Origin of the sequence: Paracoccus broussonetiae, from assembly GCF_031854425.1 — a bacterium.
In the GTDB taxonomy this organism is placed as follows: Bacteria; Pseudomonadota; Alphaproteobacteria; order Rhodobacterales; family Rhodobacteraceae; genus Paracoccus; species Paracoccus broussonetiae.
This window is the reverse complement of the sequence record NZ_JAVRQI010000011.1, coordinates 165,365-186,695: the sequence shown is the minus strand read 5'-3', so window position 1 is coordinate 186,695 and position 21,331 is coordinate 165,365. Positions and strand designations below refer to the sequence as shown.

Below are 21,331 nucleotides of genomic sequence, written 5' to 3'. Positions count from 1 at the left end.
CGTGGCCGGCAGAAAGCGGGTCCCAAGTCCCGCTACCGGGAAAATGGCCTTCGTCACTTTGCGACTCATCAATCTGGTCTCCTGATATCTGCGCCGTCTGGGCAGAGATTATCTCGTTTCGCCGACGGTTGCACAACAATCCCTCAGCACACGGATCAGTTCAGCACTGATCTGGAAATAAATTCGAATTCAACATGAAGCAGCGCGAAATCGCCGATCATCGCCGCACTGCGGCAAAAAACCCCCATTCCCGGGCGATCCTTGCTGAACGCGTCATCAATATCATATGAGAATCGCCCGGCCTCGAGGCGCCCCAGACACCACCATATTGCTCCCACCAGCCGCCGTCACGCAAAGTCAGACGATGGGGCAGAAATGTCGGGGTCAGAAGCAACAGGGTCACCAACTTGCCTTCGGCGACCGCATCCGCGGCGCGCGCGCGCAATTTCCGCGCATTCCAATGCCATCCCCAGATGAATTCGGCCCCGGGCGGTGACGCGGGAAATGGCTGGAAGGCCGGCGGCGCGGGATGGGTCCAGACCGGGTCGGGCGGCACGCCCGCGGCCGCAGCCTCGGCGATCCCGGACTCCAGCGTGGCCAGAAGCGACCCGACCTGCAACGGGTCCAGCCGTCCCGCCACCATGTGCCGCAGCAGGCGCTGGCGCTGCGCCTGTCGCAACCAATCCACGTCCCCGCCATGCCGTGCGGCGAAGAAAGCGGTCGAGCGCCCGATGGCGGACAGATCATGGGGCACGCCCACCACCGCACGCGAGACGCCCGGGGCCAGCCCGTGGATCACCTCTGCCTCGGGGATGACGGCGGTCAGGCGCACCGGAAAGCGTTCGGCCAGCCGCAGGTTCACGTCGCTTTCATCCAGATGATAGGCAAAGGCCGGATCGAAGCCGCCGATCTCCAGCAGCGTGCTGCGGCGAAAGGCGCAATTCGTGCCGACGGTGCTGACCGGTGCGCCCTCCTCGGGGCCAAGGAACTGCGCCTCCGAGACCTCGATCTCATAGCTTTGCCCCGAAGGCGTGATCCTTTCGGCGCGGACCTGCCAGGCCAGCCCGTCGGGGCCACGCGTGAAGCCGGTCGCCGCCATCACCCGCGGATCGGCAAAAGGACGCGTCAGCGCCAGCGCCCATCCCGGCTCGGCCAGGGCGTCGTCATCGATGAACAGCACCACCTCTCCCGCGGCAAGCGCAAGGCCAAGGTTGCGCGCGACCGAGATATTCGGGACATCGCAGGAGACCCGCTTCAACGGCAGGTCGGGCAGCGTCTGCAGCGAAGCCGGATCGGCCACCAGCACGACTTCAAGATGGGGATGGGTCTGGCGGGTCAGCGCTGAAAGGCAGCGTTCCAGTTCCCGCGGCCGGTGGCGCGAGACGACGATCACCGTCGCGCTTGCGCCACCCTGCCGGTGCATCAGGCGATACCCATGCGCTGCATCATCGCCTCAAGCTTCGGCACGTCCGAAGGGTTGTTCAGTTCCCAGAATTCGCGGCCCCGCGCCTCGACTTCGACGCACAGGATCCTTCGACCGCGCTCAAGAAAGCGAAGCTGTTCAAGTCCTTCCAGGACCTCCAGCCGCCCCTCGCCCCATGCCGGGTATTCCGCCAGCGCGGCCGGGCGATAGGCATAGACGCCGACGTGGTGAAAGACCGGAGTCGGATCATTGGGACCGAAATCGGCCGCGGCGAAGGGGATCACCTCTTTCGAGAAATAAAGCGCCCGCCGGTCATGGCCGAAAACCGCCGTGGTCCCGCCGACACGACCGGCCACGCGATCCGCGATCAGTTCCGACCGCATCGCCCCGGAACAGCGCAGGACCGGCGTGGCGACGTCAGCGCCCGGATCGGCACGCAGGCCCTTGACCAGTTCTTCGACGAACCAGGCCGGGGTCAGCGGCGCGTCCCCCTGAAGGTTCACGACGATCTCGGGCGACAGGCCAAGATTGGCCACGGCCTCGGCGCAGCGTTCGGTTCCGTTTCGCGCCGAAGGCGAGGTCATCGCCACCTCGGCGCCAAATCCTGCGGCGTGATCCCGGATGCGCTCATCGTCGGTCGCGACGATTACCCGTTCGATCCCCTGCACCTCGCAGGCGGCATCCCAACTGCGGCGGATCAGGCTGAGTCCAGCCCCGGTCGCGCCACGCAGCTCGACCAAGGGTTTCCCGGGATAGCGCGTCGAGGCGTGGCGCGCCGGAATCACGATGACGACTGACATGGGTTCAACCCTTGACCAGCAGGACGCCCGGCGCGAAGGCGATGAAGAAGGGGTTCTCGAATCCCGGCTTGCCATAGGCCAGCGGAGTGTGATCGTCGAAGCGGACGACCTCGCCACCCGCGCCGCGCAGGACCGCATCACCCGCGGCGGTGTCCCATTCCATGGTGCGGCCAAGGCGCGGATAAAGGTCCGCCTCTCCCGTAGCGACCAGACAGAATTTCAACGACGACCCCGCCGAGGTCATGTCGCGCACTCCGTAGCGCCCGATATAGGCGTCTGTCGCCGCGTCGCGATGCGACTTCGAGGCGACGACCATCAACCCGCGATTGTCGGGGGTGGAGTTCACGCCGATCGGCGTGACATGGCCCGGGGCATCACCGAAGGGGCCCTTCTCCTCGACCGAACCGCCATCGGCGGAGGTATAGAAAAGCCTCCCCTTTGCCGGGGCATATACGACGCCAAGCCGCGGCACGCCATTTTCGACATAGGCGATGTTGACGGTGAAATCGCCGCGGCGCTGCACGAATTCCTTGGTACCGTCCAGCGGATCGACGATCAAAAAGGTCGAATGCGCCTGGCCATGCGTCGCGGCCTGTTCTTCGGTCACAAGCGGAATATCGGGGAATTTCGCCCTCAGACCGGCAGAGATCAGCGCATCGGCCGCCTCATCCGCCTCGGTCACGGGCGAGGCGTCGGATTTCGCCCTGACCTCGAAGTCCTCGGCGCCATAGATCCGCATGATTTCATCGCCAGCCTTCAATGCCAGTCGCCGCATTTCGGCAATCATTACATCAAATTGCATGAGCTATCCCTTTCCTTGCGGCCGACCGCCGGTCTGCAGGCGATTGAATGCGGCACCCGGTTTCCTTATGATGCCAGCGATTGCACAGGGCAAGCGCCCCCTCGCAACAAGCACGGGATCCCGCCAACCGATGTTCGTCCAGCCACGCAACCGCAACATGTTCGAGGCCGCGTTCAACACGCTGGCCCTGATCTATCACGTGACGGCCAACAACCTGCGCAAGGGGCAGCGCAATGCCATCGTCGGGCTGCTGATGACAGTGGTCCGGGGCATCATGATGATCCTGGGCTTCTATCTGCTTTTCGTCATCATCGGGGTGCGCCGCTCGCCACTGCGGGGGGACTTCACGGTCTATATCATGACCGGCATCTTCATGTTCATGACCCATACCCAGTCGATCGGCGCGGTCGCGGGGGCGGGGAATCCCACGAACCAGATGGTAAAGCACGGCCCCATGAACACGGCCGTCCTGATCGCTGCCGCGGCGCTTGCGACGCTGTATCGGCAGACCTTTGCGGCGATCGTGATTCTGGCCGGCTATCATTACCTGATGGAGCCGATCCATATCGAATACCCGGTCGCCTGCTATGGAATGCTGCTGATGGCCTGGTTCTCGGGCTGTACGATCGGGCTGATCTTCCTGTCCTTCAGGCCTTGGTGGCCCCAGGCCGCGCAGGTGCTGACCGCGTTCTACCAGCGCATGAACATGGTCTTTTCCGGGAAGATGTTCGTCGCCAACACCCTGTCGACGGCGATGCTGCATTCCTTCTCGTGGAACCCGCTGTTTCATATCATCGACCAGACGCGCGGCTTCGCCTTCATCAACTACACCCCGCGCAATACGAGCCTGGAATACCCGCTGTATTGTATCATCGCGTTGCTGATGATCGGGCTGATGGCCGAGTTCGTGACCCGCAAGTCCGTCTCGATCAGCACCATGGCGGGACGCTGAGGGGCGCGGCGCCCGTCCCTTTGGCGACGCGACGACCGCAAGCGGGATTCGATCCCATGCCTAGCTTGCAGGCGGTTTGAGGCCTTCCTATATAGCCCCAAGAGTTCGAAGGGCTTTCCCTTCGGTCAATCAAAGGGATCGGGATTCGGGGGCCGTATTCGGACCCGGGGCCCAAAATATCGCCGCAAGAAAGGTTATTGCATGTCTAAAGTCATCGGCATCGACCTCGGGACCACGAACAGCTGCGTCGCCATCATGGACGGCAGCCAGCCCAAGGTCATCGAGAACTCGGAAGGCGCGCGCACGACCCCCTCGATCGTCGGTTTCACCGACAGCGAGCGGCTGGTCGGCCAGCCGGCCAAGCGCCAAGCCGTCACCAATCCGTCGAACACCGTCTTCGCCGTCAAGCGTCTGATCGGCCGTCGCACCACCGATGCGGAAGTGGAAAAGGACAAGAAGCTTGTCCCCTACAACATCGTGGACGGTGGCAATGGCGACGCCTGGGTCGAAGTCCGGGGCGAAAACTATTCGCCCAGCCAGGTTTCCGCCTTCATCCTGCAGAAGATGAAGGAAACCGCCGAATCGTATCTGGGCGAGCCGGTGACGCAGGCCGTCATCACGGTTCCCGCCTATTTCAACGACGCCCAGCGTCAGGCGACCAAGGACGCGGGCAAGATCGCGGGCCTGGAAGTCCTGCGCATCATCAACGAGCCGACCGCGGCCGCGCTGGCCTATGGCCTCGACAAGAAGGATTCGAAAACCATCGCGGTCTATGACCTTGGCGGCGGTACCTTCGACATCACCATTCTGGAAATCGACGACGGTCTGTTCGAAGTGAAATCGACCAACGGGGACACGTTCCTTGGCGGCGAAGACTTCGACATGCGCATCGTCAACTATCTTGCCGACGAGTTCAAAAAGGAACACGGCGTCGATCTGACCAAGGACAAGATGGCCCTTCAGCGCCTGAAGGAAGCCGCCGAGAAAGCCAAGATCGAGCTTTCGTCCTCGTCCCAGACCGAGATCAACCAGCCGTTCATCTCGATGGACAAGAACTCGGGCACGCCGCTGCACATGGTCATGAAACTGACCCGCGCCAAGCTGGAAAGCCTGGTTGCCGACCTGATCAAGCGCACGATCAAGCCGGTTCAGGATGCGCTGAAGGATGCTGGCCTGTCGAAAGGCGACATTGACGAGATCGTTCTGGTCGGCGGCATGACCCGCATGCCCAAGGTTATCGAGGCGGTCAGCGAATATTTCGGGAAAGAGCCCCACAAGGGTGTGAACCCGGACGAAGTCGTGGCGCTTGGCGCGGCCATCCAGGCCGGCGTTCTGCAAGGCGACGTCAAGGACGTGGTCCTGCTCGACGTGACCCCGCTGTCGCTGGGCATCGAGACGCTGGGCGGTGTCTTCACCCGCCTGATCGACCGCAACACCACGATCCCGACCAAGAAGTCGCAGATCTTCTCGACGGCCGAAGACAACCAGAACGCCGTGACCATCCGGGTCTTCCAGGGTGAACGCGAAATGGCTGCGGACAACAAGCTGCTGGGCCAGTTCAACCTTGAGGATATCCCGCCCGCGCCGCGCGGCATGCCGCAGATCGAAGTCACCTTCGACATCGACGCGAACGGCATCGTCTCGGTCTCGGCCAAGGACAAGGGTACCGGCAAGCAGCAGAACATCACCATCCAGGCTTCGGGCGGTCTGTCCGACGAAGATATCGACAAGATGGTGAAGGACGCCGAGGCCAATGCCGAAGCCGACAAGAAGCGCAAGGAACTGGTCGAGGCCAAGAACCAGGCCGAAAGCCTGATTCACTCGACCAAGAAATCGCTGGAAGAGCATGGCGACAAGGTCGACGGCTCGACCGTCGAAGTGATCGAGTTGGCCATCGGCGCGCTTGAGGATTCGCTCAAGACCGAGGATGCCGGCAAGATCAAGGGCGGCATCCAGAACCTGATGGACGCCTCGATGAAACTGGGCGAGGCAATCTACAAGGCCACCCAGTCCGAAGGCGGCGAAGCTGGCGAAGCCGAGGAACCCCGGTCGCGTGATGAGGACGACATCGTCGACGCCGACTTCGAAGACCTCGGCGAAGGCAAGCGCAAGTAAGCGCATGTAAAAGCAACCCTCAGGCCGGCCCGCAGCACAAAACGCGCGGGCCGGCCAATTCTTGAAAGACCCCGGACGCGAACGACATGGCGAAACGTGACTATTACGAAGTGCTGGGCGTTGCTCGAGGCTCTTCGGCCGACGAGATCAAGAAGGCCTATCGCACCAAGGCAAAAGAGCTGCATCCCGACCGCAACAAGGATTGCAAGGTCTCGGAAGCCGCGTTCAAGGAAGTGAACGAAGCCTATGAGTGCCTGAAGGACGACCAGAAAAAGGCGGCCTATGACCGCTTCGGTCACGCCGCGTTCGAAGGCGGGGGCGGTGGTTTCGGCGGCGGCTTCCGCGGCGCGAATGGCCAGGGCGATTTCGGCTCGGCCTTTGCCGACGTATTCGAGGATCTTTTCGGCGACATGATGGGTCGCCGTCCCGGCAATGGCGGCGGACGTTCGCGCGCAAGCCGTGGCCAGGACCTGCGCTATAACCTGCGCGTCACGCTGGAAGAGGCGTTCTCGGGCGCACAGAAGGCGATCACCGTGCCCGGATCGGTGGCTTGCGGCGCCTGCAACGGCACCGGCGCCGAAGGCGCGGTCGAACCGGCCACCTGCCCCACCTGTTCGGGCATGGGCAAGGTTCGCGCCAGCCAGGGCTTCTTCACCGTCGAACGCACCTGCCCGACCTGCAACGGCCAAGGTCAGATCGTCAAGAATCCCTGCAAGGAATGCCACGGCGCCGGTCGCATCGAGAAAGAGCGCACGTTGTCGGTCAACATCCCCGCGGGCGTCGAGACCGGCACCCGCATCCGCCTTGCCGGCGAAGGCGAGGCCGGGATGCGCGGCGGACCCTCCGGCGATCTCTACATCTTCATCGAGGTCAAGGATCACGCGATCTTCATCCGCGACGGCCGGACGCTGGCCTGCCAGGTTCCGGTCAGCATGGTGACCGCCTCGCTGGGTGGAGAGATAGAGGTTCCGACCATCGAAGGTGGCCGTTCGCGCGTCAAGATTCCCGCCGGTACGCAATCGGGCAAGCAGCTGCGCCTGCGCGGCAAGGGCATGCCCCCGCTGCGTCACGGTCCCGGCATGAACGGCGAATTCGGCGACATGCTGATCGAGCTGTCGGTGGAAACCCCGGTGAACCTGACCTCGCGTCAGCGCGACCTGCTGCGCGAATTCGAGGCGATCAAGGCCGACAACAGCCCCGAAACACAAGGTTTCTTCCAGAAGATCAAGGGCTTCTGGGACGAGATGAAGGGCTGAACCAAAATCCGGTCGGGCCGTGTTAACGGCCCGTTTACCGCTTCCGTGGCAATTTTCCGGCCATGGACCCGAATCGCCCATTCGACGAAGCGCCGCTGCCACTTTTCCCCCCGGCGGATCGGGGGGACGAGGCGGCAGGCCTTGCGCCCGAATCCGGCCATGTGCGCGGACGCCAACCAAGCTATCTCGCAGATCATCGCGCAAGGTTGCGGGACCGCTTCATGCAGGGCGGCGCCACCGCCATGCCGGATTACGAACTGCTTGAACTCGTGCTGTTTCGCGCCATTCCCCGGCAGGACGTCAAACCTCTGGCACGCGCGTTGATCGACCGCTTCGGCGATTTCAACCGTGTCCTGTCTGCGCCGCCCGCCCGGCTGGAGGAGGTCGCGGGCGTCGGTCCCGCCGTGGTGCAGGAACTGAAGATCGTCGAGGCCGCGGCCCAGCGACTGGCGCGATCGCGAATCATGCACCGCCCCGTCCTGACCAGTTGGGACGCCTTGCTGGATTACTGCCACACCGCGATGGCGCATCGCGAGATCGAGCAGTTCCGCATCCTTTATCTCGACCGCAAAAACGTCCTGATCGCGGATGAAGAACAGGCGCGTGGCACGGTCGACCATGTCCCGGTCTATCCGCGCGAAATCATGCGCCGCGCGCTGGAACTCAGCGCCAGCGCACTGATCCTGGTGCACAATCACCCCTCGGGCGATCCGACTCCGTCGCAGGCGGACATCTCGATGACTGGTCGTATCGTCGCCGCGGCCGAAGTTCTGGGGCTGGCCGTTCATGACCACCTGATCGTCGGCCGCTCGCGCGAGTTGAGCTTTCGCGCCGAGGGGTTGTTGTGACCGCACCCGCAACCAAAATCCCACACATTGGCAATCTTGCGCCGGACCGCCTTCTGCCACGCGCTAGACTGACGAGATTTTGACCGCTACAAACTTCGGCGAGGGGGGGGAAGTGCGCGCGTCACGGCCCGCTCTGACATATAGCCCTGTTTCAAGGGGCATAAATTGGAGATCGAACCCGTGTCCCACGCAGACGACCACGCAGGAGACAGCGGCGCCACCCGGAGGGATTTCCTCTATTTCGCGACGGCCGGTGCCGGCACGATCGCGGCCGGAGCTGCAGCCTGGACCCTTGTCAACCAGATGAATCCCTCGGCCGATGTGCAGGCGCTGTCTTCGATCCATGTCGATGTCAGCGGTGTCGAAACCGGCACTCAGCTTACAGTCAAATGGCTCGGCAAGCCCGTGTTCATCCGCCGCCGGACCGAGGAAGAAATCCAGAAAGGTCGCGCAGTTGAGCTGACCGACCTGATCGACCAGAGCGCCGAAAACGAGAACAAGCCGGGCGAGCCCGCCCTGGACCAGAACCGCACACTGGACGAGGCCGGCGAATGGCTGGTCATGCTGGGAGTCTGCACCCATCTGGGCTGCGTCCCGATCGGGGACGGCGCGGGCGATTTCGGCGGCTGGTTCTGCCCCTGCCATGGCTCGCATTACGATACCGCGGGCCGCATCCGCAAAGGCCCGGCCCCGCAGAACCTGCATGTTCCCGTCGCGTCCTTCGTCGACGAATCTACCATCCAACTGGGCTGAGGAAGCGCACATGGCCGGAATTCCCCACGACCATTACGAGCCGAAATCGGGCTTCGAGCGCTGGCTGCACCGTCGCCTGCCCATCGTAAGCCTGCTTTATGACACCCTGACCATCCCGACCCCCAAGAACCTGAACTGGTGGTGGATCTGGGGCATGGTGCTGGCCTTCTGCCTGGTCTTGCAGATCGCCACCGGCGTCGTCCTGGTGATGCATTACACCCCGCATGTCGACATGGCCTTTGCCTCGGTCGAGCATATCATGCGCGACGTGAACGGCGGCTACATGCTGCGCTATCTTCACGCGAACGGCGCGTCGCTGTTCTTCTTCGCCGTCTATATCCACATCTTCCGCGGCCTCTATTACGGCAGCTACAAGGCTCCGCGCGAAGTGACCTGGATCGTCGGCATGCTGATCTATCTGCTGATGATGGGCACCGCTTTCATGGGCTATGTCCTGCCCTGGGGCCAGATGTCCTTCTGGGGCGCGACCGTCATCACGGGTCTTTTCGGGGCCATTCCCGGCATCGGCCACGCGATCCAGACCTGGCTTCTGGGCGGACCGGCGGTGGACAATGCCACGCTGAACCGCTTCTTCTCGCTGCATTACCTGCTGCCCTTCGTGATCGCCGGGCTGGTGATCGTCCATATCTGGGCCTTCCACACCACCGGCAACAACAACCCGACCGGCGTCGAAGTCCGCCGCACCTCGAAGGAAGAGGCGGAAAAGGACACCCTGCCCTTCTGGCCCTATTTCGTGGTCAAGGACATGGTCGGGCTGGCGATCGTGCTGGTCGTCTTCTTTGCGGTCGTGGGCTTCATGCCCAACTATCTGGGCCACCCCGACAACTATACCGAGGCGAACCCGCTGGCGACGCCCGCGCATATCGTGCCGGAATGGTACTTCCTGCCCTTCTACGCGATTCTGCGTGCCTTCACCGCCGATGTCTGGGCGGTGCAGCTGGTCAACTGGCTGTCGTTCCGCATCATCGACGCCAAGTTCTTCGGCGTGCTCGCGATGTTCGGCGCGATCCTGGTCATGGCACTGGTGCCCTGGCTTGACACCTCTCGCGTGCGTTCGGGCCGGTTCCGTCCGCTGTTCAAGTGGTGGTTCTGGCTGCTGGCCTTCGACTTCGTCGTCCTGATGTGGGTGGGCTCGATGCCGGCCGAGGGGATCTATCCCTATATCGCGCTGGCTGGCGCGGCCTATTGGTTCGCCTATTTCCTGGTGATCCTGCCGTTGCTTGGCGTGATAGAGAAGCCCGATCCGATGCCCTCGACCATCGAGGAAGACTTCAGCGCCCATTACGGCGCCAAAACCCATCCCGCCGAGTGAGGAGAGGCAATATGACCCTGAGAAACGCATCGCTCACGGCTGTCGCCACTCTGACGCTGGCGCTGGCGGGTGGCGCGGTGGCGCAGGACGCCTCGACCGCGCCCGGCACTACGGCACCCGCGGGATCGAGCTACTACACCGGAGGTGCCGCACCCGCCCCGGCGGCGGATACGCCCGCTGCGGCACCGGCGGCCGTGGAGGAACCGGCTGCGGAGGCACCTGCTGCCGAAGCGGCGGCCCCCGAGGCTGCACCAGCCGAAGCGGCACCCGCCGCCGAGGCTCCGGCGGAAGCGCCTGCACCGGCCGCAGCCGAAGCTCCTGCACCTGAACCGCAGGCCGCCCCGGAAGCCGCAGCAGAAACCAAGCCCGCTGCAGCCGAGGAACCGGCCGCAGAAGCTCCCGCCGCCGAAGCGGCGGCCCCCGAGGCTGCACCAGCCGAAGCGGCACCCGCCGCCGAGGCTCCGGCGGAAGCGCCTGCACCGGCCGCAGCCGAAGCTCCTGCACCTGAACCGCAGGCCGCCCCCGAAGCCGCGGCGGAAACCAAGCCCGCCGCAGCCGAGGAACCGGCCGCAGACGCTCCTGCCGCCGAAGCGGCGGCCCCCGAGGCTGCGCCTGCGGAAGCGGCACCTGCGGAAGCACCTGCAGCAGAGGCTCCGGCAGCAGAAGCACCCGCTGCCGAAGGCGACCATGCCGCCGCCGGCGCGGCCCCCGAAGCTGCCGGCGCGGCCCATGTCGCCCCGCATATCGAGGATATCTCGTTCAGCTTCGAAGGTCCGTTCGGCAGCTTCGACCAGTTCCAGCTTCAGCGCGGGTTGCAGGTCTATACCGAGGTTTGCTCGGCCTGCCACGGTCTGCGCTATGTGCCGCTGCGCACCCTGCATGATGAGGGTGGCCCCGGCCTGCCCGAGGATCAGGTGCGCGCCTATGCGGCGAACCTGACCATCGTCGACGAGGAAACCGGAGAGGAGCGTCCGCGCATCCCGACCGACCATTTCCCGACGAACCTGGGCGAGGGCCTTGGCCCGGACCTGTCGCTGATGGCCAAGGCGCGGGCGGGTTTCCACGGCCCCTATGGCAGCGGCATCTCGCAACTGTTCCGCGGGATCGGCGGGCCGGAGTACATCCACGCCATCCTGACCGGCTATAACGGCGAATCCAAGGATGAGGCGGGCAGCACCTTCTATCACAACGCGGCCTTCTCGACCGGCTGGATCAAGATGCCCCCGCCCCTGACCGAGGGGCAGGTCACCTATGAGGACGGGACCGAGGCCACCGTGGACCAGATGGCCCGTGACGTCTCGGCCTTCCTGATGTGGACCGCCGAGCCGAAGATGATGGCCCGCAAGCAGGTCGGCTTCGTCTCGGTCGTGTTCCTGATCGTGCTGGCCGGTCTGCTGTTCATGACCAACAAGAAGCTGTGGCTTCCGGTCAAGGGTGGCCGCAAGCAGGACTGACCCTGCCCCCGTAACGCGAAAACGGACGCGCCCTCCGGGGCGCGTCTTTCATTTGGCACACTGGACAAGGCCTGGTGCAGGCATCAGATACGTCGCCACCGGACAGGAGAATGGCCCATGACGATCTATAACCTCGGCTCGATCAATATCGATCATGTCTACCGGCTGGCCAACCTGCCGCGCTCGGGTGAAACGATCCATTCGCGCGACCTTGACCACGGGCTGGGCGGCAAGGGCGCGAACCAGTCGGTCGCGGCGGCGCGGGCCGGGGCGCGGGTGGTTCATCTTGGCGCGATGGGTGCGTCGGATGACTGGGTATTGCAGCGTCTTGTCGATGCCGGGGTCGAAACCGACCGCATCGCGCGCCTGCCGGACCAGGTCACCGGCCACGCGATCATCCTGATCGACGCCGAGGGCGAGAACTCCATCATCGTCCATGGCGGCGCCAACCAGGACCTGTCCGTCGAGACGGTGCGGCGAGACCTGACCGGGATCGGACCGGGCGATATCCTGATGATGCAGAACGAAACCAACCTGCAAGCCGAAGCCGCTGCCCAGGCCAGCGCTGCGGGTGCCACCGTGATCTATTCCGCCGCCCCGTTCGAGATCGGGGCGCTGCGCAAGGTCTTGCCCCATGTCTCGATCCTGGCCGTGAATGAAGGCGAGGCGGCCGAGACCTTCGCCGCGCTTGGCGAGGACCTGCCCGTTCAGGGCCTTTTGATCACCCGCGGCCCCGAAGGGGCGGAGTACCGCGATCTGACCGCAGGAATGGTCCATCGCCAGCCGGCCTTCGCCGTCACCGCGCTGGACACCACCGGCGCGGGCGATTGCTTCGCGGGCTGGTTCGCGGCCGGGCTGGCACGCGGAGAGGATGTGCCCACCGCGCTGCGCCATGCCGCCGCCGCCGCCGCGCTTCAGGTGACGCGCCACGGCGCGGGCGACGCGATGCCCGATCGTGCTGAAGTGCTGGAATTCCTGGCACGCCAGCACTAGCCGCTTGCCGGACCCGGAAACGGTGCCTATCTGAGGACGCATGAGAATCCCCTTTCTGAACCGTCCCCCCATGGTTGCCGTGGTCCGGCTTCAGGGCGTCATCAGCGCCCAGGGCCGTGGAGCCAGTGGCCTGTCCGACGCCGGCCTTGCGCCTTTGCTGGAACGCGCCTTCAAGCGGCGCAAGCCCGCGGCGATTGCGCTGGTGCTTAACTCTCCGGGCGGCTCGCCGGTCCAGTCCAGCCTGATCGGCGCCCGCATCCGTCGCCTGTCCGAACAGCACGGCGTCCCGGTCCATGCCTTTGTCGAGGATGTCGCGGCATCGGGCGGATACTGGCTGGCCTCGGCCGCGGATTTCATCTGGGCGGACGAAAGCTCGGTCCTGGGCTCGATCGGCGTCATCTCGGCCGGGTTCGGCTTTGCCGACCTGATCGGACGCCACGGGATCGAGCGGCGTGTCCATACCGCGGGGCAGTCGAAATCCATGCTCGACCCCTTCCGCCCGGAAACGCCCGAGGATGTCGAGCGGCTGAACCGCCTGCTTCTGCCAATCCACGAAGCGTTCAAGGCGCAGATCCGGGCGCGGCGCGGCAGCCGCCTTCCGCCGGACCGCGACCTGTTCACGGGCGAGATCTGGACTGGCCGCGAGGCGGTGGCGCTGGGGCTGGCCGATGGCATTGCCCATCTTGTCCCCAAGATGCGCGAGCTTTACGGCGAGCGCGTCCGCTTTCAGGCCTATGGCCAGCGCACACCACTACTGCGGCGCTTCGGCCTGTCGGCAGGCGACGTGATCGACACGATTGAGGAACGCGCGGCCTATGCCCGCTTCGACGCGAGGGGATGATGATCAAGACCGTCCTGCTGTGCCTGCTCATAATCATCGCGCTCGCTCTTGCGGCTGGCCCGGGTGTGCGGCGCATCATCGCGCGACTTCTGGGTATCCCCTATAAATAGCCGACGCACGCGGACGCGCCGAGCGTCGCCCATTTCCACAAAAGCCGGGGCAATAACGCCCTGTCTTGCGCCATTCAGGCCCTATCGGTTTGAATGGTATGGAAGTTTACGGGCATCGCTCTCCCGGCCGACGCGGCATCGAACTTTTTGCAGCTGCGGCAACTTGTCCACCTTGACAGCCGCCTTCGCAATTTCTTCACGATTCTGCCAGCAAATTCATGGGATTGTTGCTCGCATAAAAAATTCCATTGAAAATCAATGCCCTGCGAAACTGCGTGTTTTTTGGGCAAGTCAAGGAATCCCCAACAAACGCTTGCCAAACGTATACTGCTCCCAAGGAGACTCACAGATTTATCCACAGATTCCGTGGACAGGATTCAGCTTGATTTCACGCGTGCAAACTTGCAGCGGCTTCAAGAATCAATTGTGTTGACATGATGAACGATTCTTCCCCCGAGATTCCGGTCACCCGGACCGGACAGCTCCTGATCCAGGACTATCTGAAGACGCTGGACAGTTCGCCCGGCGTCTACCGGATGCTGGATGCGCAGGGCGCGGTGCTTTACGTCGGCAAGGCGCGGAACCTGAAGGCGCGGGTCTCGAACTATGCCCGCGGTCAGGGTCATTCCGGGCGCATCGCGCGAATGATCCGCGAAACCTGCTCGATGATGTTCCTGACCACGCGCACCGAGACCGAGGCGCTGCTGCTGGAGCAGAACCTGATCAAGCAGCTGAAACCGCGCTACAACGTGCTTCTGCGCGACGACAAAAGCTTTCCCAATATCCTGGTCGCCAAGTCCCACGCCTTTGCGCAGATCAAGAAGCATCGCGGCGCGAAATCGGAAAAGGGCGATTACTATGGTCCCTTTGCCAGCGCGGGGGCGGTCAACCGGACGCTGAACCAATTGCAGCGGGTCTTCCTGCTGCGCTCCTGCACGGATGCGACCTTCTCAAGCCGGACGCGGCCCTGCCTGCTTTTCCAGATCAAGCGTTGCTCTGCCCCTTGCGTCGGTCGGATCGGGGTCGAGGATTACAACGCGCTGGTCGCCGATGCCGAACTGTTCCTGCAGGGCAAGTCGACAGCAATCCAGGCGCAATTGGCGCGCGAGATGACGGTCGCCTCGGAAGAGATGGAATATGAACGCGCCGCCGCATTGCGCGACCGGATCAAGGCGCTGACAGCGGTGCAGTCGGTGCAGGCGATCAACCCCAAGGGCGTGACCGAAGCCGATGTCGTCGCGCTGCATATCGAGGGCGGGCAGGCCTGCGTCCAAGTCTTCTTCATCCGCGGCAACCAAAGCTGGGGCAACCGGGATTTCTACCCCAAGCTCAACGGCGTCGAATCGGCGGATGAGGTGATGCAGGCCTTCCTGGCGCAGTTCTATGACGGCAAGATCCCCCCGCGCATGGTCCTGCTGTCGCATGGCATCGAGGATCCCGACCTGATGACCGAAGCCCTTTCGGAAAAGGCCGGGCGCAAGGTCGTGCTGGGTGTCCCGCAGCGGGGCGAAAAGGCAGAGCTGGTCGAGAACGCATTGCGCAACGCCCGCGAAAGCCTGGCCCGGCGCATGTCGGAAAGCGCCGCGCAGCAGCGCCTGCTGGAGGGGCTGGCGGATGCCTTTGATCTGCCCGGCCCGCCGCAGCGCATCGAAATCTATGACAACAGCCACATTCAGGGCACCAACGCCGTGGGCGGCATGGTGGTGGCCGGGCCGGAAGGCTGGATCAAAAGCCAGTACCGCAAGTTCAACATCAAGGGCACCGAAATTACCCCCGGCGACGATTTCGGCATGATGAAGGAGGTGCTGACCCGCCGCTTCGCCCGCCTGCTGAAAGAAGATCCCGACCGCTCGTCCGATGCATGGCCCGACCTTCTGCTGATCGACGGCGGTGCGGGGCAGGTTTCTGCGGTGCATGAGATCATGGCTGAACTGGGGGTCGAGGACATCCCGATGGTCGGCGTCGCCAAGGGCGAAGACCGCGACCACGGGAAAGAGGAATTCCACCGTGTCGGCCAGCGACCCTTTGCGCTGCGCATGAACGATCCGGTCCTGTATTTCATCCAGCGCCTGCGGGACGAGGCGCATCGCTGGGCCATCGGCACCCATCGCGCCCGCCGCGCCAAGGCAACCATGGCCAATCCGCTGGACGAGATCGCGGGCGTCGGCGCCAGCCGCAAGCGCGCGCTGCTGGCCCATTTCGGCAGCGCCAAGGCCGTCGGGCGGGCGGGTCTGGCCGACCTTGTGGCAGTCGAAGGGATCAGCGCGACGCTGGCCCAGAAGATCGTCGACCATTTCCAGAAAGGCTGAGCTCTCCCCGCGCCGGGGCGTCCGAATCGTCGTTTGCGTGCACATCCCGGGCAAACAAAGTCCACGGCGGGGGAAGCAAATGCCAAGGCCCCCTTCCCCCCACCGGGTCAAAGTCCTAGATTGCGGCCATGCGTTGGACCTTGCCAAATCTCCTGACCGTTCTGCGTCTCGCGGCCGCGCCGCTTGTTCCGCTGATGTTCTTCTTCCTGACCCGGCCCTTTGCCGACTTCGCGGCACTGGCGCTTTTCGTGGTCGCGGCCGTGACCGACTGGTTCGACGGCTATCTTGCCCGTGCCTGGGGCCAGGAAAGCCGCTTCGGGGCGGCGATGGACCCGATTGCCGACAAGGCCATGGTCATTATCGCCGTCGTCGTCATCACCGGCTATTCCGGAATGAACCCCTGGCTGATTCTGCCCTCGACCGTGATCCTGTTCCGCGAGGTCTTCGTTTCCGGGCTGCGCGAATTCCTGGGCGACCAGTCGCGCACGCTGAAGGTCACGAAGCTTGCCAAGTGGAAGACCACCGCCCAGATGCTGGCGCTGGCGGTCCTGTTCCTGGGGACGGGGCTGAAATATTACGAAGTCGGCCACCCGCCGCTGGTTGGCCAGACCTCGCTGCCCTGGTCCGACAGCTGGTCGGACCTGGCGACGCAATGCGGACTTCTGCTGTTCTGGATCGCGGCCGTGCTGACGGCGATCACGGGATGGGATTACTTCGACAAGAGCCGTCCTTTCCTGAGGGATCCCGATGGTCGTTGATGTCCTTTACTTCGCCTGGCTTCGGGAACGCGTGGGCCAGGCGCGCGAGCGGGTCGAGACCGAGGCCGTAACTGTCCGCGATCTGGTGGCCGAACTGGCCGCCCGCGATGAATGGCACGCGGCCGCATTGTCAGACCTGACCGCGGTGCGGGTCGCGGTCGACCAGGAACTTGCCGATCTGGACGCCCCGCTTGCGGGCGCGCGCGAGATCGCCTTTTTCCCTCCGATGACCGGGGGCTGAAATGTCCGCGCGGGTCCAGGCCGAGCCTTTCGACGTCGGGCATGAGCTGTCGGGCTTCGGCGCTGGCGCAGGCGCGATCGTCACCTTCTCGGGGCTGGTCCGGGATGAAGGTGGCCGGCTTCTGGCGCTGGAGATCGAACACTATCCCGGCATGACCCAGAAAGCGCTGGACGCGTTCGGGAACGATGCCGCCAAACGCTTCGCGCTAAGCGATTGGCGCATCATCCACCGCTTTGGCCGGCTTGGGGCCGGCGAGCAGATCATGATGGTCGCCACCGCTGCCCGCCACCGCGCCGCGGCCTTTGACGCGGCCGAGTATCTGATGGACTGGCTGAAATCCCGCGCCCCCTTCTGGAAGCGCGAGATTACCGCCAGCGGGCCCGGCGCCTGGGTCGAGGCCCGGGCCGAGGACGAAGGCGCACTGGACCGCTGGAAAGGCACAAGTTGCAATCCGGCGGACTGACGATCATATAGACCCCCGAAGCCGACCGGATGACGACGCGGAGCCCTGAATGACCTATCTCGAGTTCGAAAAGCCTCTTGCCGACCTGGAGGGCAAGGCCGAAGAGCTGCGCGCGCTGGCCCGCAAGGGCGAAGGTGTCGATCTTGAGAAGGAGGCCGCCGCGCTGGACGAAAAGGCCGCCGACCTTCTGCGTGACCTTTACAAGCAGCTTGATCCCTGGCGGAAGACCCAGGTCGCGCGCCACCCTGAGCGCCCGCATTGCAGCGATTACATCGCGCGGCTCTTTTCGGAATACACGCCCTTGGCCGGGGACCGCGCCTTTGGCGAGGATCATGCCGTCATGGGCGGGCTTGCGCGATTCCGCGACCAGCCCTGCGTGGTCATCGGCCATGAAAAGGGCAACGATACCCGCACCCGCCTTGAACACAATTTCGGCATGGCCCGGCCCGAGGGCTATCGCAAGGCGATCCGCCTGATGGATCTTGCCGACCGCTTCCGCCTGCCGGTCATCACGCTGGTCGACACGCCCGGCGCCTATCCCGGCAAGGGCGCCGAAGAGCGGGGCCAGTCCGAAGCCATCGCGCGCTCGACCGAGAAATGCCTGCAGATCGGCGTGCCGATCGTCTCGGTCGTCATCGGTGAGGGCGGATCGGGCGGCGCGGTCGCATTCGCCACCGCGAACCGCATCGCCATGCTGGAACACTCGATCTATTCGGTGATCTCGCCCGAAGGCTGCGCCTCGATCCTGTGGAAGGATGCCGAGAAGATGCGCGAGGCGGCGCACGCGCTGAAGCTGACCGCCCAGGATCTGAAGAAGCTGGACGTGATCGACCGCATCATCCCCGAGCCGCTGGGCGGTGCGCAACGCGCCCCCGCCGATGCGATCGCCGCCGTCGGCGATGCCGTGTCCGAGATGCTGGCCGAGTTCGAGGGCAAGAAACCCGCCGAGATCATCAAGGACCGGCGCCAGAAATTCTTGAACATGGGGTCCAAGGCCCTGGCCTGACCGCCCGCCCACCAGCTTGGGCCGTGGGTATTTGAAAAACGGTGAAACGCGCAGGTCCGGCCCCGGTGGCCGGACCTGCGCTTTTTTCAGCCGCGGGCGGCGCGAATCGAATCTTCCAGGATGTTCAGCGCCTCGTCGAAGACGGCGTCGGGAATGGTCAGCGGCGCGAGAAAACGGATCACGTTGCCGTGGACGCCGCAGGTCAGCAGGATCAGGTTGCGCGCCAATGCTTCTTCGCGCACGCGGTTGGCCATGTCCGGGCTGGGCCGGCTGCTGCCGGCGACGTTGAATTCGACCGCATTCATGAAGCCGGGGCCGCGGATGTCGACGATTTCGGGCACGTCGTCGCGCAGGCTGGACAGGCGCTGCTTCAGGCGCTGGCCCAGCCGAGTCGCGCGGTCGCAAAGGCCTTCGTCCGCGATCACGTCAAGGACGGCATGGGCCGCTGCCACCGCAAGCGGGTTTCCGGCATAGGTCCCGCCAAGGCCACCCGGAGCGGGACTGTCCATGACCTCGGCCCGGCCGGTGACCGCGCTGATCGGAAGCCCGCCGCCCAGCCCCTTGGCCATTGTCGTGATGTCCGCGGCGACTCCGTGATGTTCCATCGCGAAAAGCTTGCCGGTCCGGGCGAAACCGGTCTGCACCTCGTCCGCGATCAGCAGCATCGAATACTGGTCGCAGATCTCGCGCAGGCGTTGCAGGAAGCCCGAGGGCGCCTCGTAGAAGCCGCCTTCGCCCTGCACCGGCTCGACGATGATCGCGGCGACGCGGGCGGGGTCGATGTCGGATTTGAACAGCCGGTCCAGCGCCGCCAGTGCCTCGTCCTGGGTGACGCCGTGCAGGTCGTTCGGAAAGGGAAGGTGCCAGATGTCGTTCATCATCGGCCCGAAGCCCGCCTTGTAGGGCTGGACCTTGCCGGTCAGCGACATGCCAAGGAAGGTGCGCCCGTGGAAGGCGCCGGAAAAGGCGACGATGCCCGCCCGGCCGGTATGATGGCGCGCGATCTTGACCGCGTTTTCGACCGCCTCGGCCCCGGTTGTGTAGAAAGCGGTCTTCTTGGGCCAGTCGCCCGGCACCGCCGCGTTCAGCCGCTCGGCCAGCGCGACATAGCTTTCATAAGGCACGACCTGGTGGCAGGTATGGGTGAAGCGGTCGAGCTGCTCCTTGACCGCCGCGATCACGCGCGGATGGCGATGCCCGGTATTGACCACGGCGATGCCCGCCGCAAAGTCGATATAGCGGTTGCCGTCCTTGTCCCAGATCTCGGCATTCTCGGCGCGATCGGCATAGATCTGCGTCGTCATGCCGACCCCGCGCGAGATTGCGGCATTCTTGCGGTCCGTCAGGCTGGTCATTTGACCCTCTCTTGAAACGATTCGGAGGGATGCTATATCCGGGCGGCGCGCCGGAACAGCACGGCTTGCGTTTCTGGCCCGACCCGGCCAGCCTTCATGGAGACGTGAAAGGCCGCCCCGCAGATGTTTCCGATCCGTGACCACAACCCGTCCGAGCATCCGGCCCATGTCCGCAATGCGCTGATCATCCTGAACCTTGTCATGTTCCTGCTGACCGCACCCTGGCTGGGCGGGATGTCCGGGCTTTGGGACCGGCTTGCACTTTACCCGGCGGCGGTTTCGCAAGGGTTCTGGATGTGGGGACTGATCACGCACATGTTCCTGCATGCCGGGATCATGCATATCGCGGGGAACATGCTGTTCCTGTGGGTCTTTGGCGACAATCTGGAAGACCAGATGGGTCCGGTTGGATTCCTGGTCTTTTACCTTGCCTGCGGCCTTGCGGCGGCAGGGGGGCAGGTGCTGGCGGATCCGCAAAGCGCCGTGCCCATGGTCGGGGCCTCGGGCGCGATCGCGGGGGTGATGGGGGGCTATCTTCTGCTGTTCCCGCGTGCCCGCGTCGATGTGATCGCGATCATCATCATCTTCTTCAAGCGCTTCACCATCCCGGCCTGGGTGCTGCTGCTGGCGTGGTTCGGCCTGCAACTGGTGTCGGGCGCGCTGCTGCAGCAAGAGGACGGCGTCGCCTATATCGCCCATGCCGCGGGTTTCATCGCGGGAGGCCTGCTGACGCTGCCGGTCTTTCTGCGCCGGGGCGGACCTGCCTTCTGGGGGGCGACGCGCGGGCGGCCGCCGCATCAGGCGGCCAGCTATGCGCCCTCACGCATCCCCGAGGTCAGGCGCTAGCGACCCCCTGCTCATGTGGCGCTTTCCCGCGAAACCCTGCGCCCGGCTGACCTGAAAGCCCGCAGCGGCCAAGGCGCGCCGGACATGGCCCGCAGCGGTATAGGTCGCGAAACTGCCCCCCGGAGCGGTATGCAGCGCCACCTGCCGCATCAGATCCTCTCCCCAAAGCTCGGGGTTCTTGGCGGGAGAGAAGCCGTCCAGGAACCAGGCATCCGCCCTGCCCGTCCAGGCGGGCAGCGCCGTGCGGGCATCGCCCTCGATGATCTCGGCCTCGACCTGGCCCACGCGAAAGCGGCGGTGGGGCCAGCCGTCGCGCAACTGCGCAGACAGCGCCGCAAGTTCGGGAAAGGCGGAATGGGCCCGCGCCAGTTCCTGGGGGTCCATTGGAAACGCCTCGAAACTGGTGAAGCGAACAGGATCGGTCGCCACCTGCGCCAGCGCCAGCAGGTTCAGTCCAGTGCCGAATCCCAGTTCGGCAACATGAAAGCCGGGGACCAGCCTGCCCGGCAGATCGTTTCCCGCCAGAAAGACATGGCGCGTCTCGTCCAACCCGCCATTCAGGCTGAAATAGGGATCGTCGAAGCGGCGAGAAACAGGGATCGCGCCGTCGCGCCAATCAAGGTCGGCACTGCTCTGGTCGGGATCGTTCATCCGCGCTAACTCCTTTACCGGG

Annotated in this window: 20 protein-coding genes; 15 read left to right on the top strand and 5 right to left on the bottom strand. The window is 64.5% G+C overall.

The window, feature by feature from the left end; all coding sequences use genetic code 11:
* Positions 1 to 217: 217 nt before the first annotated feature.
* The 3 genes from RM190_RS15400 to cysQ are packed head-to-tail and all read right to left on the bottom strand — an operon-like array spanning position 218 to position 3,025.
* Positions 218 to 1,423: a glycosyltransferase family 2 protein gene (locus RM190_RS15400; protein ID WP_311760344.1), complete on the bottom strand. Its 1,206-nt coding sequence runs from the start codon at positions 1,421 to 1,423 to the stop codon at positions 218 to 220.
* Complete coding sequence (locus tag RM190_RS15395) at positions 1,423 to 2,223, bottom strand: 3-deoxy-manno-octulosonate cytidylyltransferase (RefSeq protein ID WP_311760343.1); 801 nt, start codon at positions 2,221 to 2,223, stop codon at positions 1,423 to 1,425. Before RM190_RS15395 ends, RM190_RS15400 begins: the two co-directional genes overlap by 1 nt.
* A gap of 4 nt (positions 2,224 to 2,227) precedes the next feature.
* Entirely contained in the window at positions 2,228 to 3,025 is a 798-nt protein-coding gene (cysQ, locus tag RM190_RS15390; protein ID WP_311760342.1) for a 3'(2'),5'-bisphosphate nucleotidase CysQ, read from the bottom strand.
* Between the two features lie 130 nt (positions 3,026 to 3,155).
* Here cysQ and RM190_RS15385 point away from each other — a divergent pair, with 130 nt between their 5' ends.
* From RM190_RS15385 to RM190_RS15320, 14 genes are all read left to right on the top strand, one after another.
* Entirely contained in the window at positions 3,156 to 3,977 is an 822-nt protein-coding gene (locus RM190_RS15385) for an ABC transporter permease (RefSeq protein ID WP_311760341.1), read from the top strand.
* A 201-nt stretch (positions 3,978 to 4,178) separates the two neighbouring features.
* Entirely contained in the window at positions 4,179 to 6,092 is a 1,914-nt protein-coding gene (gene dnaK, locus RM190_RS15380) for a molecular chaperone DnaK (protein ID WP_311760340.1), read from the top strand.
* Positions 6,093 to 6,178: 86 nt separating this feature from the next.
* Positions 6,179 to 7,348 carry a molecular chaperone DnaJ gene (gene dnaJ / locus RM190_RS15375; RefSeq protein WP_311760339.1) on the top strand — a complete coding sequence of 390 codons (1,170 nt, stop codon included), beginning with the start codon at positions 6,179 to 6,181 and terminating at the stop codon, positions 7,346 to 7,348.
* A gap of 62 nt (positions 7,349 to 7,410) precedes the next feature.
* Positions 7,411 to 8,196, top strand: coding sequence for a RadC family protein (radC, locus tag RM190_RS15370; protein ID WP_311760338.1), 786 nt, complete (start codon positions 7,411 to 7,413; stop codon positions 8,194 to 8,196).
* 180 nt (positions 8,197 to 8,376) lie between these two features.
* Positions 8,377 to 8,949 carry a ubiquinol-cytochrome c reductase iron-sulfur subunit gene (gene petA / locus RM190_RS15365; protein ID WP_311760350.1) on the top strand — a complete coding sequence of 191 codons (573 nt, stop codon included), beginning with the start codon at positions 8,377 to 8,379 and terminating at the stop codon, positions 8,947 to 8,949.
* Between the two features lie 10 nt (positions 8,950 to 8,959).
* Positions 8,960 to 10,282, top strand: a complete 1,323-nt coding sequence (gene petB, locus RM190_RS15360) for a cytochrome b (RefSeq protein ID WP_311760337.1) — start codon at positions 8,960 to 8,962, stop codon at positions 10,280 to 10,282.
* 11 nt (positions 10,283 to 10,293) lie between these two features.
* Positions 10,294 to 11,736, top strand: a complete 1,443-nt coding sequence (locus tag RM190_RS15355; RefSeq protein WP_311760336.1) for a cytochrome c1 — start codon at positions 10,294 to 10,296, stop codon at positions 11,734 to 11,736.
* A 117-nt stretch (positions 11,737 to 11,853) separates the two neighbouring features.
* A complete protein-coding gene (locus RM190_RS15350; protein ID WP_311760335.1) occupies positions 11,854 to 12,729 on the top strand; it encodes a ribokinase in 876 nt (291 codons plus the stop codon).
* 40 nt (positions 12,730 to 12,769) lie between these two features.
* Positions 12,770 to 13,570 (top strand): S49 family peptidase, encoded by an 801-nt coding sequence (locus tag RM190_RS15345; protein WP_311760334.1) that lies wholly within the window; start codon positions 12,770 to 12,772, stop codon positions 13,568 to 13,570.
* Between the two features lie 547 nt (positions 13,571 to 14,117).
* Complete coding sequence (gene uvrC, locus RM190_RS15340; RefSeq protein ID WP_311760333.1) at positions 14,118 to 15,989, top strand: excinuclease ABC subunit UvrC; 1,872 nt, start codon at positions 14,118 to 14,120, stop codon at positions 15,987 to 15,989.
* A 128-nt stretch (positions 15,990 to 16,117) separates the two neighbouring features.
* A complete protein-coding gene (gene pgsA / locus RM190_RS15335; protein WP_311760332.1) occupies positions 16,118 to 16,747 on the top strand; it encodes a CDP-diacylglycerol--glycerol-3-phosphate 3-phosphatidyltransferase in 630 nt (209 codons plus the stop codon).
* Complete coding sequence (gene moaD / locus RM190_RS15330) at positions 16,737 to 16,988, top strand: molybdopterin converting factor subunit 1 (RefSeq protein ID WP_311760331.1); 252 nt, start codon at positions 16,737 to 16,739, stop codon at positions 16,986 to 16,988. Before pgsA ends, moaD begins: the two co-directional genes overlap by 11 nt.
* Before the next feature lies 1 nt (position 16,989).
* Positions 16,990 to 17,451, top strand: a complete 462-nt coding sequence (locus tag RM190_RS15325; protein ID WP_311760330.1) for a molybdenum cofactor biosynthesis protein MoaE — start codon at positions 16,990 to 16,992, stop codon at positions 17,449 to 17,451.
* A 49-nt stretch (positions 17,452 to 17,500) separates the two neighbouring features.
* Positions 17,501 to 18,457 carry an acetyl-CoA carboxylase carboxyltransferase subunit alpha gene (locus tag RM190_RS15320; protein WP_311760329.1) on the top strand — a complete coding sequence of 319 codons (957 nt, stop codon included), beginning with the start codon at positions 17,501 to 17,503 and terminating at the stop codon, positions 18,455 to 18,457.
* Positions 18,458 to 18,543: 86 nt separating this feature from the next.
* Here the strand turns inward: RM190_RS15320 and RM190_RS15315 are convergent, their stop codons facing one another.
* Positions 18,544 to 19,812, bottom strand: coding sequence for a 4-aminobutyrate--2-oxoglutarate transaminase (locus RM190_RS15315; protein ID WP_311760328.1), 1,269 nt, complete (start codon positions 19,810 to 19,812; stop codon positions 18,544 to 18,546).
* A gap of 123 nt (positions 19,813 to 19,935) precedes the next feature.
* Between RM190_RS15315 and RM190_RS15310 the strand changes: the two genes are divergently transcribed.
* Positions 19,936 to 20,658, top strand: a complete 723-nt coding sequence (locus tag RM190_RS15310; protein WP_311760327.1) for a rhomboid family intramembrane serine protease — start codon at positions 19,936 to 19,938, stop codon at positions 20,656 to 20,658.
* Here the strand turns inward: RM190_RS15310 and mnmD are convergent.
* Entirely contained in the window at positions 20,632 to 21,309 is a 678-nt protein-coding gene (gene mnmD, locus RM190_RS15305) for a tRNA (5-methylaminomethyl-2-thiouridine)(34)-methyltransferase MnmD (protein ID WP_311760326.1), read from the bottom strand. The genes RM190_RS15310 and mnmD overlap by 27 nt on opposite strands.
* Positions 21,310 to 21,331: the final 22 nt, after the last annotated feature.